The organism is Acetobacter lambici (genome assembly GCF_011516885.1).
GTDB lineage: Bacteria > Pseudomonadota > Alphaproteobacteria > Acetobacterales > Acetobacteraceae > Acetobacter > Acetobacter lambici.
The window spans coordinates 97,818-110,366 of the sequence record NZ_WOTD01000008.1 but is presented as its reverse complement, the minus strand read 5'-3'; the positions used below and the strand labels follow the sequence as shown (position 1 = coordinate 110,366).

The following is a 12,549-nucleotide window of genomic DNA, read 5'->3' as shown; positions in this document are numbered from 1 at the left end:
TGTTGTGACCCTTGTGGTGGATTTTGATAATACGATTACGTGGAACGGGCAGCCGGTCGGCAGCGAGGACGAGTTGCAGGCCCACCTGCGCGAGATTGCGTCCGCGCAGCCCAAGCCTGAGTTCCACATCCAGCCCAACCGGCTGGCAGACTACAAGACTGTCGTCCATGTCATGGCCGACGCGCAGCGCCTTGGTGTGACACAGATGGGCATCGTCGGGCAGGAACAGTTCGTCGATCAGTAAGGGCTGCTAAATCCCAGATAAAAAACGGGCTCGCCATAAGGCTGGCCCGTTTTTTTTATGTCCGCTTCGCTGGCCCCCGCTGCCATTGTGACTCCTAAAAATCATGAAAACGACATCCTTGCGAAAATGTTCGCAGTGTAGGGTGCAATGCAGGGAACTCGCGGTCCTGCCCGGCGTATGGCACGAGTAGGGCAGAGTTGCATAAAGGGAGCGGAACATCATGCGCCGGATGGGGGGAGTGCTGGCGGTGGCTGTGTTGCTGTGGGGGCATGCAGGATACGCACAGGCCTACCAGCGCACTGTTCATTTTCGTACGCAAGGGGATGAGGCAACCGTTGCGGGCACGGTCGAGGGGGACGAGGTCGTGCAGTACAAGGTGCCAGCCAAGGTCGGGCAGTTTTTGCTTGTTGGGGGGCATGCAAAAAGTGCGCGCGTCAGCTTCTGGGTCCGTGATCCAGCCGGGGCGGAGGTTTATAACAGCAAGGTGCAGAATGCCGCCTATGTTGGCAGGCCCGAGCAGGATGGGACTTACGTTGTGGGGGTGTTTTTGCGCAAGGCCGATGCAGCACGCGGGCAGGCTGCTTTTTTTCGGCTACGGTTCCTGCTTAAGCTTCTGCCTGAGGGTTAAGTGCTGGGCTGTTTGGTGCGCGCAGGGTTGTAGGCACATATCTGCCTGATGCAGGGCAACCGTGCTGCCCGCTGTGATTGGCGGACAAGGTGGTTGGAGTATGTTACAGCGCACGCGGCAATGCCGGCTGCTCATGTTTGCGCGGCGTAACGGAAGAAGAGACCCCATGAGAAAACCCGAAGTAATTGCTAAGTCCCTTATTGCGCGGATTAATGTGGCCGTTGCAGTAAAAATGACCATGCTGTTTGGCAGCATCTGGTGCGTTTATGCGTTTTTTGTTTTTTCTCTGGTTCCGGTTCTTGTGCCGCAGTGGCAGAATACACTGCTGTATATCAGCAACTGTATTCAGTTGGTCGCATTGCCTGCCCTTATGGTGGGGAGTGCCGTGCTCAGCCAGGGGGCGGACCAGCGCGCCTCCGAAGATCATGCCGCCTTGCTGGAAATTCTGTCCGATGTGCGCGAGGAACTGGCGGATCTGAAGGATAAAACAGCAGGGATTGCGCGGGATACAACAGAGGCCCTGCAACGCCCGGCAGTTACGGACGTGTCCATTTCCGACCAGACCATCGTGCTGGGGGATAAATCCGACGTGGATGAAAACTAAATCTGCTTCATGCGCTATACTCCTACATGCGCAGGTGTAAGCATGTAGGGGAGGTGTGCGCTGGACAAGGGCTATAAAGGGTATCTGATCTTGCGGGGCGTGTGGGCGCGTTATGGGGTATCCGCCGTTTTGGGGAGCGTAATGGCCAGCTCCGCACTGGCGGACAAACCCTTGCGGGCAGGCAAGGCGCAGATTGTTACCGTGCATGCCAACCCGGCACATCTGCCTGCGGGTGGGGGGCTGATCCGCCCTGTGTCCGACCCACAAGCCCAGAGCATGGTCAATGCCGACTACATTGCCCGCCAGACCCCTTCCGCTACGGCGTTTGACCTTGTTGCCCAGTTGCCGGGGGCTACGGTCAGCGGTTCGGACCCGTTCGGGTTTTCCCCACAAACCAATATCACGGTGCGTGGGATGAACGGGGATGCCATTGGTTATGTGCTTGAAGGCATGCCCCTGAATGACATTGCCTATTACACAGGCTACCCCAGCCAGTTCGCCGATAGTGAGAATTACGAAACCATAAGCCTGCAACAAGGTGCGCCAGATCTGGATAGCCCGGTCCTGAATGCGGCTGGCGGGTTGATGAAGCTGCGGTTCCAGACCCCGGCGGACAAGGCCGGAGGAATGTTTGATACGTCTTATGGTTCGTATAATACCAACCGCCAGTTCCTGCGGCTTGAAAGTGGTGAAATAGCCCATACCGGCCTGCGGGGTTTTGTCTCCTACTCTCATGGCGCGACGGACAACTGGCGTGGACCGGGGCGGGATGAGCGGCAGCATGTGGACTTTAAACTGCTCAAAACATGGGGGCAGAATAGTAATGCCGCCCTGCTCGGGTCATGGAATCAGGCGATAGACAGCTATTACCCGCAGGTTACAAAAGATGCATGGCTGGCCGATGGCATACATGGCGGCAATAACCTTGCTGCCCATTATAATGCGGGGAACGCAGTAGGCGGCACGGATTACTGGCGCCTTGCCCGCCAGCCGGAGCGCACCCTGTATATGGCAGCGCCGCTAAACCTTAATCTGGCCAACGGGCTGGACCTTAGGGTCACGCCCTATGCACAGGGGGCGTATGGCAACGCGCCGGGGGGGATGCAATTGCCAACCACGGGGCTGTTCAATGGCACGGAGCCTGTGCAGCTAGACCCGACCCTGGCCAATACTCCGGGCGGGTATATGTCCGTTCGGGCGGATTATACGCAGCGTAGCTATCGATCAGGCTTTACGGCCGCACTGGACTGGAAGCGTGGCCCCAATGATCTGATACTGGGCTACTGGTACGATTATGGGGATGACACGGAAAAACAGACGTTTTCCATGCTGGATGCCTCGGGTTCTGGCGGGTCTATATGGGGAGGTCGCCCCTTGCGCACGGCGGACGGGCAGGCACTATGGGGGGCGAATAACCACACTATTTCCCAGACCAACGCCCTTTTTATAGGCGACCGGCTGACGTTGCTGCATGACCGGCTGTTACTGAGTGCGGGGTTTAAGGAGGTTATGTTCTCCCGCATGGGTACAAACGCCATGCCGGGGAGTACCTACCACATGGGCACAAATACAGCCGTGCCGCTGCCCCGTCTTGGGGCCAGATTCCAGATAACAGCACATCATCAGGTCTTTTTTAACGCCACGACCAACTTTCGCACCCCGGCGGAAACAGCGTTGTATGATGTGTACGACCCGACCAGTGGTGCGGTGGAGCAAAAAGGCACCGGTAGCCTGAAGAATGAATACTCCATTGCCGAGGAACTGGGTTACCGCTACGCCGATGACCTTGTTGTGGGTGCGCTAACCCTGTTCAACTACAATTTTACAAACCGGCAGGTTTCTACCCTTGTCATGCTCAATGGGGCACCGGTGCAGTCCACCATCAATGCGGGCGGGCAGACCACACGGGGGGTGGATGTGGAGGTCGGGCTAAGACCGTGGCACCATATAAGCCCCTATCTTTCGGGCGAATATCTGCACTCCACGATTGATAATGACCTGTATTCTGGCACGGAGGTCCTGCCAACGCGGGGTAAACGCTCGGTCCGCACTCCCACTTTGCAGGCCGCGGCAGGGCTGACATATGACGACGGGCATTTTTTTGGTGTGATGACGGTCAAATACACCGGGCACCAGTATGCGACTTTCATGAATGATGAGCGCATGCCTTCCCACGTAACGGGCAATCTGGCTCTTGGTTACCGTATGAAGGACGTTTCCGTACTGCATGCGCCGCAGTTCCGCATGAACTTTATTAACATTACCAACCAGCATTACCTGTCTGGTGTGGCCGACCCAACACTTGCCGCGCACGATACGGTGGGGCGGCATGGGAGTGTGGTTTCCGGTGAGGCACCCGATTATTACATCGGGGGTGGTTTTGCCGCCCTGTTTACTGCCTCCACCGGTTTTTAGGGCACGCGTGCGCGGGCTTTGGCCCAAGTGGGGGGCGCATGGCATGGTGTGGGGTAGGGTGTTACCTGAACAGTCCTCCCCACGTTCCTGTGCCCGAAAAGCAGGGTGGCGGGGAGGTTCCGCTATCAGGTGGGTCAGGAAAAAATAATGGTGCGGTGGCCGTTTAGCATAACCCGGTGTTCGGTATGCAGTTTGACCGCCCGCGCGAGTACCTGCGATTCCACACCCCGCCCCGTGGCAATATAATCATCGGGGGAGAGATTGTGGCTGACCCGTGCTGTTTCCTGCTCAATAATCGGGCCTTCATCCAGATCGGCGGTGACGTAATGCGCGGTTGCTCCGATCAGCTTAACACCACGGGCATAGGCCTGATGGTAAGGGCGCGCTCCTTTGAAGGAGGGCAGGAAGGAGTGGTGGATGTTAATAATCCGCCCGCTGAACTGCGCGCTCAGACTATCGGAGAGGACCTGCATGTAACGGGCCAGCACGATCAGGTCCGCCTGTGTGGTTTGCACAAGGTCGCGTAGTCTGTCTTCCTGCTCGGTTTTGTTCTGTGGGTTTACCGGCCAGTAGTAGTAGGGCACCCCGGCTTGGCGGGCCGTGGCCTCGCTGTCGGAGTGGTTGGAGACAATGGCCACAATTTCGGCCCGCAACCAGCCCACACGGACCTGGTACAGCAGGTTGAGCAAGGCGTGGTCAAAGCGCGAGACCATAATAATCATACGTGGCAGCACGGCTGCGTCATGCAGGCGCATGTTCATGCCAAACTCTTCGGCCACAGGGGCAAGGCAGGCTTTTATGTTCGCCATACCGTTGGCTGCGGGAGTAAAAAAAGCCAGCCGCATGAACAGTTGGCCCGTACTGCGGTCACTGAACTGGTGGGTCTCTGTAATATCGGCTCCCTGCCGGGCCAGTGCCGAGGTCACGCCGGCCACAATGCCAGCCTTGTCCGGGCAGGAAAAAGTAAGAATGAACTGCATGAGGCTTTGTAAGCTCCTCGGGCCTGAAAAGAGATTGCGCCGTAGTGTGCCAGCCGTTTGGGTCTATGCGCAATCGGGTGCGGGGCATGGCGGCATGGTTTTGGTGCCCGATTACTGCTTTGCCGGGCTGTGGATGAATTGCAACACACCGACTCGTTGTTGCGGTAAGGGGTCAAGAGGGTTTGGTGTCATAAAAGCTTAAAAAAGCTACGAACCGCAGGAAACAGACATTTTTTATACTATTCTGGCAATGCCACAGGTAAGCTTATCCACAATGGAAGGGGACGGATTGCGGGAAAACCCTGTGGATAGTTTTGTGGAAGGCAGGCAGGCGCACATGTTTCATCGTCTTTCTGCATTTGTTCCTTATTCCGCCGGTTTGTTCGCCTGCCCGCGGGGGTGGGTTCGCATTTTATAAAAAACCATGGCAGTTAGGCGGCGTTTAGGGTTGGCCTCGCCAGTCCCGGCCTGGATTGACCCCGTGCCACTTCCATAACCCGCTGGAGCAGATTTTTTTGTTATGCGTCTGACTTTGTACACCGACTACGCGCTACGCACCTTGCTTTATCTGGCCGTGAATACGGACAGGCGTGTTTCCATACGTGAGGTAGCCCAGACTTATGGCATTTCCGAAAATCATCTGGTCAAGATCATTCACCATCTGGGGCGTGGCGGGTTTGTGCAGACACAAAGGGGGCGCGGCGGCGGGCTGACACTGGGCCGCCCTGCGGAGGAAATTTGTGTGGGAGACGTGGTGCGCCACACCGAGGAGGATATGGCGCTGGTTGGCTGCATGGCCCGTAATGGGGATGAGGCCACACCCTGCCTGCTCTCTGGCGGGTGTAGCCTGCGCGGCGTGCTGGGGAGTGCGCTGGATGCGTTTATGGGGGTGCTGGACAAGGCCACATTGGCGGATCTGCTGCAACCCTATGAACGCCGGACACTGGCGCAGGCGGCGGCACCAAAGCCGCAGTCCTGAGCACCAGCCCACTACTGCGTGGTCTGCCACGCCAGCCCGTTCCGTCATGCGTTTGTGTGCGGGTAAAAGCTGAGCATGGTGTTGGTTCTGCCAGCACACTGGCATAGGCTGTTGGTGGAATTCTGGCTGGGATGGAGACAGATCAATGGCACAAAAATTCAAGGTTGCGCTGGTTACCGGGGCTACGGCCGGGTTTGGGCATGCCATAGCCCTACGGCTTGTGCGGGAGGGATACCGGGTTATTGCAACGGGCCGCAGGCAGGAGCGGCTGGAGGCTCTGGCAGGGCAGGTGGAGGCTGGGCGTATTCTGCCCTTCCGGCTGGATATGACCGACCTGTCCGCCATACGCGCCCTGCCACAGAGTCTGCCGCAGGACTGGCAGGCGGTCGATGTGCTGGTCAATAACGCAGGGTTGGCTCTGGGGCTGGAAAAAGCATGGCAGACCACGCCGCAGGACTGGGAGACCATGATCGCTACCAACGTGACCGGGCTTGTGGAAATTACACGTGCCCTGTTGCCCGGCATGGTTGCCCGTAATGCTGGGCATGTTGTGTCCTTGGGGAGTACGGCTGGCACCTACCCCTACCCCGGAGCCAATGTGTACGGGGCTACAAAAGCATTTGTGGACCAGTTCATGCGCAACCTGCGCAGCGACCTACTGGGCAGGCAGGTCAGAGCCACCACCATTGCGCCGGGACTATGCGGGGGGAGTGAGTTCAGTCAGGTCCGTCTGGGCGATCAGGGCAAGGCAGATGCCGTGTACAAGGGCACAGCCCCCCTGCTACCTGATGATATAGCCGAAACCGTGGCGTGGGTGCTTGGCTTGCCAGCACATGTGAACATCAACCATGTGGAAATGATGCCAACCTGCCAGGCATCCGCCGGTCTGGCGGTGGACCGCACCATGCTGGGCTAATGTGTGAGGAGGCTGTTTTAATGCGCTGGACCAGACAGTTCCCAACCTCACGGGGTTATGGAACTGTCTGGTCAGGCCTAGCTTTGTCCCTGCTCCTAAAAACGGAAGTTGGTGTTCTTGTGGAGCAGGGTGTGCGGGCCGATCGGGTGGGTTACGCAGGCACTTTACAGGCAATGCACAGCTTGTTGCCGTCCGGGTCGCGCAGGTAGGCAAGGTAGAGGGGGCCAACGGGGGTCTGGCGCACGCCGGGCGGGTTTTCAATGGCTTTGCCACCGTTTTCCACACCGGCCTTGTGCCATGCGTCGGCCATGGCGGGCGTTTCGGCCTGAAAGCTGATTGTTGCCGCCATTGGCCGGAGTAGCAGGCTTGCCATCCAGCGGAGGGGTTACAATAAACCGGACCTCATGCTTGCCATAGGAAATGCGGCCCGTGGCGCTGATTTCTGCCGGAGGGATGTTCAGGGCAGCAAAAACGGCATCGTAGAATTTTTTAGAGCGGGCAATATCGTTAGTACCCACCATGATGTGCGTGAACATGGTCTGTCTGTTCTCCAGCGGTTGGAACGAACAGAGGATGACCCGCCTGTCCGCCCGCTGCAAGCCCCGCTCAGCTTATGTCCGCAATGCGTGCAAACCGTTGCTGCCGCCGGATGAACAGTTTTTCCGAAATACGGAACGCCACGGACTGCAACCAGCTATGGGTAGGCAGGCCAATGATCTTGAACACCATGGTTGTTACCCGGCGCAGGTGCTGGGGCCGGTAGGTGCGCATGGCCCGCACCATATAGGCAGCAATGCAGCGTGTATGGTCATAAGGCTGGTCTGGCGGGATGTTGGTTGTGTAGTAGGCGGACGCCAGTTCATCATCCTCGGTTTCCGTCACACGGCCCAGTGCAATACGGATACGCTGCCAAAGCCCAATGTTCTCGCGGCGCAGGTAACGGTGCATATGGTCATAAAACAGCTTGAAATGCCGGAACTCATCAGCGGCAATCTGTTTGCACAGGGCCTTGAGCACGGGTTCGTCCGTGGTGTCCGCCAGTGCGGAATAAAAAGACGATGTGCCGGTTTCCACCATGCAGCGTGCGATCAGTTCCCCGGTCTGGGACCCGCGCACGGACTGGTCAACATCGAGCGGAATTTTGTAAAAATCGCGGTAACGCTGGAAGGCGGCTGTGTAATCCCAGCTCGGGTCGGCCAGCATGGCCCAGCGGCCCAGCGCATCCCCGTGCTGGATTTCTTCTTCCGCCCAATGGTTGGCAGCCGTGCAGAAGTCCGGGTCGTTGCGAAAGACGTTGTTGAGGTAGAGTGCGTAGTCCACGCTGTTGCGTTCCACAACGGCGGCAGCCTTAATGGCAGGGATCAGCTCCGGGTCAACCTTGGTGGGATCAAACCGATCCCATGGCAGTTGATCAATCTGCCAGTGCTTCATGTGCCGACCTCCCTGTTACGCCAAACCCACTACCCACCCCGCATGGATTGGTCCGCCCGGAAGACGGGAGGACGATGCGCAGGGAAGCTGGCGGGTTTTTCAAACCATATGACGTGCTGGCAAAGCGGTGCGTGACAAAAAAATACACCGGTTTACCCAAGAGCCGCACATCTTGCCCAAGTCTGTTCCAAACGCAAGATCAGCGGCTCCAGCTTTTATATGGCACGGGGAGGCCGTGTGCTGGAACAGGGAAAGTAAGGGCAGGTCGCAGTTGCTGCGCTGGCGCGCCACCTTTGGGCGTGCTGGTCAGGCTTTTTCGCAGTTGGCGGCGGGGAGTGTGTCTTCAAACGGGGGGAGGGCGCGGGGGCGGCGTTTGTCGTCCAGTGCGACAAAAATGAACTCCCCTTCCGTCACCTTGGAGGTAATGTGGGTGTGGCGCGCCCTGCGCCATGTTTCCACATGAATGGTCAGGGACGTGCGGCCTGCGCGGATGATTTTGGTATAGATACTCACCTCATCGCCCACCACAACGGGTTCGAGAAAAACAAGGCTGTTGATCGCAACCGTCACGCACCGGCCATTGGCACGGAAAGCAGCGGTTGTGCCCGCGGCAAGATCCATCTGCGAGACAATCCACCCACCAAACACATCCCCTGCGGGATTGGTGTCGGTCGGCATGGCCACAACGCGGATTGTGGGCACGCCCGGCGGCAGATCGGAGCTGGATGAACGTGGCATCGCAAGTATGTCCTTAACTCTTTTCGGGGCCGTATGGGGCGGCGTAAGCAGGGGTATAAGATAAGCAGAATTACACCGAGGATACCTCCTCAGTTTTGTGTGATCTGTATGCCGCCGTCACACACCAGCTACGAGTAATAGACACGCAGCGGTGAAAACGGAATGCCTAGTTGCGGATCAGGATATAATTCACCGTTACGTCGAAGTTGATATATTTGTCCTTCATGTCCGGTGGCACGGGGGGCAACTGCGCGCCTTGGAACATGCCAATGGTCGATGCATCCAGCGCCTCGGTCGAGGACCCGGTTTCGAACACTTTGAACACATGGCCCGAGCGGTCCAGAATAACATGGACCGACGTGCTGCCTTCCTCCCCCCGTTCTGCGGCGTCGGGTGGGTAGTACAGGTGGCGCTGGATCCATGCGTCAATTTCCGCACCGTAGTCACTGCTCACACCATGCACGCTGGTGCGTGAGGCATAGTGGGCATTCAACTGCCCGTTTTCCACCATGGGGCCAATGGACAGGTCCAGCGGCGCGGACGACCCGCCGGGGCGGCCCCGGTTGGTGCGGCGTGGGGCCGGAGCCTCGTTAAACGAATAGTCCATCGGGTGCTGGAGCAGGGACTGAAGGCTTTTGGGCGACATCTGCGTAGGGTGCGGGCGTGGCGTTGCGCGGCTGGGCTGCTTTGCCGTGGGCTTGTGCTGGGTTGGCGGCGTTTTTTGGGGCGTGGTCTTGGGTTTGGGCAGACCATCATCGGACTGGGTCAGGGGCGGGACGTCTGGTGCCGCTTCACTTGGTTCGGGTGGGGCTGCCTGTGTATCTGGCTGCTGTTCCGCCGGAGGGGGAGGAGCCGCCTGTGGCGCCGCATTGCCTCCACCTGCATCGGGCGAGTGGGGGCCAACCATGCCGGTGGATGGTGTGGGCTGGGAAAAAACCATTTCCACCGAGGAAGACTGGCTGGACTGGGGCGAACCCGTCTGCCCGTGGTGGGTCGCCTGATAAAGAAGTGCGGCCAGCAAAAGGAAGTGCGCAAGGGCGGAGGCGGTAAAGACCGGGCCCAGTGTGGGGTCGGCGTACACATCCTTGCGGATCAGCGGTGTGGAGGAGCCCCGCATAGGGCTGCCCGGTGGCTTGGGCACGGGCATGAACGGGAAGAGCCGTGGCCTTTGCCCGGCAGCGTTCTCCGTGCTGGTCGGGGGGGAGGAGGCAGAATGTGCGGGGTGCAGGCGTGGCTCCTGCCTGCCGGGCAGGGGGGCGTTCTGGCCTGTGGAGGAACTGCGCTTATCGACCATGGACTGCCCGAGTTCTCCCTTGCCCCGCATGAGTATGGTGTGCGTGGGTATAGCCCACTTGCCCGCTATTTTGCCATTGCTCAAGCCCCCGTGCCACAGAGAACTTCAAACACGGGCCTGTTGTATGCAATGGGGCGGATTATAAAAAACCGCCATGGCAATGGCCCGGTGTGTAAGGCAGTCCGTGCCGCCGGGCCAGTGGATTCTACCAGATTTTAACACGCTGCTGTGGGGGCAGGTACAGTTTGTCCTGCGGCTGTACGCTCCATGCGTCGTACCATGCGTCAATATTGTGCATGGGCAGGTTCACGCGGGCTTCTGGCGGGGAGTGGGGGTCTGTGACCACAAGCCTGCGAATGGTTTCCTCCCGCAGTTTTTCGCGCCAGACCTGCGCCCAGCCTAAAAAGACGCGTTGCTCACCGCTCAGCCCGTCCACCACGGGTGCGGGTTTGCCATCGAGCGAGGCATGGTAGGCATCCAGTGCCAGTGTCAGCCCACCCAGATCGGCAATGTTTTCGCCCATGGTCAGCTTGCCGTTGACATGCACGCCCGGCAGCACCTCAAACGCATCATACTGCGCACCCAAACGGTCAGCCAGCTTCTGGAACCGTTCCGCGTCGTCCTTGGTCCACCAGTCCCGCAGGCGACCGTGTTCGTCAAACTGGCGGCCTTCATCATCGAAGGAGTGGGTCATTTCATGGCCGATCACGCCCCCAATGGCCCCGTAGTTCACGGCCGCATCGGCCTTGATGTTGAAGAACGGCGGCTGAAGAATGGCGGCAGGGAATACAACCTGATCAAATAGCGGGTTGTTGTAGGCGTTGACCGTTTGCGGGGTCATGTCCCACTCGTTCCGGTCCACCGGCTTGTCCAGTCGGTCCAGCCAGTAGTGCCATTCAAAGGCCACGCCGTTGCGGGCGTTGCCGTAGACATCGCCTTTTTTAACCACAAGACCTGCGTAATCGCGCCACCTGTTGGGGTAGCCGACCTGAATTTCAAAGTTTTCCAGCTTGCGGAGTGCTGCTTCCTTGGTGGCGGCACTCATCCAGCTATTGTTCTGCAACCGGACCCTGAAGGCGTTCTTCAGATCGGTGGTCAGTTTTTGCATAACCACCCGGTTTTCGGGCGGGAAGTAGCGCTGCACGTAGACCTTGCCCAGTGCCATGCCCATGGCGGCACTGGTGGCCTGTACGCCGCGCTTCCAGCGTGCGGTCAGGGTTGGCTGGCCCGTCAGGGCTTTGGTGAACACAAAGCGGGCCTGCTCAAAGCTGTCTGGCAGGTAGGTGGTGGCGTTTTCCACCAGATGGAAGGCAAGCCATGCGCGCAGGGTGTCCATGTCCGTTGCGGCCAGCAGCCGGGCCTCACCCGTAATGGCGGAAGGCTCGCCTACAATCAGGCTCCGTTTGTCCATGTCCTGCGCTGGCAGGCCAGACGCGCTGAGCCATGCGGTCCAGTCAAAACCCGGTGCTTTGGTGCTCAGTTCCGCCAGTGTCATGGGGTTGTAGGTTTTTTGCGGGTCACGCAGGTCTGCGCGGGGCCAGTGGACTTCGGCCAGCTTGCTCTCAAAAATAACAATGGCGGCGGCGGCCTTGGCGGGTTCGGGCCAGCCTGCCAGCGTGAGCGCTTTTTCAATATACGTCTGGTAGGCTGCTTTTTTGGCGGCAAAAACGGGCTTTAGGTAGTAGTCCCGGTCCGGTAGCCCCAGCCCGGCCTGATCAAGCGTTAACGCATAGCGTGTGGGGTCCTTGGCGTCCGGGTTGATCCCAAGGGAGAAGGGGCCGAACTGGAACGAGCCCACGGCCGTGCCGCTCAGGGCGGCAAAACCCGCCATGTCCTTTATGGCCCGGATGGCGTCCATATCCTGCGCAAGGGGCTGTGTGCCAAGGCGTTCCACCTCGGCTGCGTCCATGTAGGAGGCGTAGAAGGTGCCCAGTTTTTCTTCCGTGGTGCGGGCCGATGCCACCGGGTGGGCGGACAGGTCGTTCAGAATATCCTGCACCCGTGTGCGGGAGAGTTCGGCCAGTGCGTTGAACGGACCATAGCTGGTCATGTCCGAAGGAATTTTAAGGTGGTCCAGATATATGCCATTGGCGTAGCGGAAAAAATTGTTCCCCGGAACCACCGCCAGATCACGCCCGGCAAGGTCCACGCCCCACTGGCCAAAGTTGCTCTGCGCTGTTTGCGGGGTGGTTGGTGTTGTGGCATGGGCCTGCCCGGCCAGACTGCCCACGCCCACAATGGCGGACAGCATGAGGGCATGGCGGAAAATGGCACGCAAGGACAAGTCTGGCACAGGGGAACTCCGGTTCTTTATTATAGT

11 protein-coding genes and 1 pseudogene are annotated in these 12,549 nt (G+C 58.9%); 6 read left to right on the top strand and 6 right to left on the bottom strand.

Translation table 11 applies throughout. The features are described from left to right. From GOB86_RS06320 to GOB86_RS06305, 4 genes are all read left to right on the top strand, one after another. Positions 1 to 244, top strand: a 244-nt coding sequence (locus tag GOB86_RS06320) for an ExbD/TolR family protein (protein ID WP_165991510.1), incomplete at its 5' end; no start/stop codon positions are given. A gap of 220 nt (positions 245 to 464) precedes the next feature. Beyond that, positions 465 to 872 carry a hypothetical protein gene (locus GOB86_RS06315; RefSeq protein ID WP_165991509.1) on the top strand — a complete coding sequence of 136 codons (408 nt, stop codon included), beginning with the start codon at positions 465 to 467 and terminating at the stop codon, positions 870 to 872. A 166-nt stretch (positions 873 to 1,038) separates the two neighbouring features. Further along, the gene (locus GOB86_RS06310; RefSeq protein WP_165991508.1) at positions 1,039 to 1,476 is read left to right on the top strand and encodes a hypothetical protein; all 438 of its coding nucleotides are present in this window, start codon (positions 1,039 to 1,041) and stop codon (positions 1,474 to 1,476) included. Between the two features lie 141 nt (positions 1,477 to 1,617). Next, entirely contained in the window at positions 1,618 to 3,891 is a 2,274-nt protein-coding gene (locus GOB86_RS06305; protein WP_165991507.1) for a TonB-dependent receptor, read from the top strand. A gap of 134 nt (positions 3,892 to 4,025) precedes the next feature. Here the strand turns inward: GOB86_RS06305 and purU are convergent, their stop codons facing one another. Next, the gene (gene purU, locus GOB86_RS06300; protein ID WP_165991506.1) at positions 4,026 to 4,871 is read right to left on the bottom strand and encodes a formyltetrahydrofolate deformylase; all 846 of its coding nucleotides are present in this window, start codon (positions 4,869 to 4,871) and stop codon (positions 4,026 to 4,028) included. A gap of 520 nt (positions 4,872 to 5,391) precedes the next feature. Here purU and GOB86_RS06295 point away from each other — a divergent pair. Together GOB86_RS06295 and GOB86_RS06290 are read left to right on the top strand one after the other, a co-directional pair. After that, the gene (locus tag GOB86_RS06295) at positions 5,392 to 5,850 is read left to right on the top strand and encodes an RrF2 family transcriptional regulator (protein ID WP_165991505.1); all 459 of its coding nucleotides are present in this window, start codon (positions 5,392 to 5,394) and stop codon (positions 5,848 to 5,850) included. Between the two features lie 145 nt (positions 5,851 to 5,995). Beyond that, complete coding sequence (locus tag GOB86_RS06290; RefSeq protein ID WP_165991504.1) at positions 5,996 to 6,766, top strand: SDR family NAD(P)-dependent oxidoreductase; 771 nt, start codon at positions 5,996 to 5,998, stop codon at positions 6,764 to 6,766. Between the two features lie 151 nt (positions 6,767 to 6,917). Here the strand turns inward: GOB86_RS06290 and GOB86_RS06285 are convergent. From GOB86_RS06285 to GOB86_RS06265, 5 genes and pseudogenes are all read right to left on the bottom strand, one after another. Continuing rightward, positions 6,918 to 7,302 (bottom strand): annotated as a pseudogene (locus GOB86_RS06285) (VOC family protein). A gap of 70 nt (positions 7,303 to 7,372) precedes the next feature. Next, on the bottom strand, positions 7,373 to 8,197 hold the full coding sequence (locus tag GOB86_RS06280) for a ferritin-like domain-containing protein (RefSeq protein WP_165991503.1): 825 nt from the start codon (positions 8,195 to 8,197) through the stop codon (positions 7,373 to 7,375). Positions 8,198 to 8,503: 306 nt separating this feature from the next. Further along, positions 8,504 to 8,935, bottom strand: a complete 432-nt coding sequence (locus tag GOB86_RS06275) for an acyl-CoA thioesterase (RefSeq protein ID WP_165991502.1) — start codon at positions 8,933 to 8,935, stop codon at positions 8,504 to 8,506. Between the two features lie 166 nt (positions 8,936 to 9,101). Beyond that, positions 9,102 to 10,313 carry an energy transducer TonB gene (locus GOB86_RS06270; protein WP_242012528.1) on the bottom strand — a complete coding sequence of 404 codons (1,212 nt, stop codon included), beginning with the start codon at positions 10,311 to 10,313 and terminating at the stop codon, positions 9,102 to 9,104. Between the two features lie 121 nt (positions 10,314 to 10,434). Next, positions 10,435 to 12,480: a M13 family metallopeptidase gene (locus tag GOB86_RS06265; protein WP_165991520.1), complete on the bottom strand. Its 2,046-nt coding sequence runs from the start codon at positions 12,478 to 12,480 to the stop codon at positions 10,435 to 10,437. Between the last annotated feature and the right edge of the window lie 69 nt (positions 12,481 to 12,549).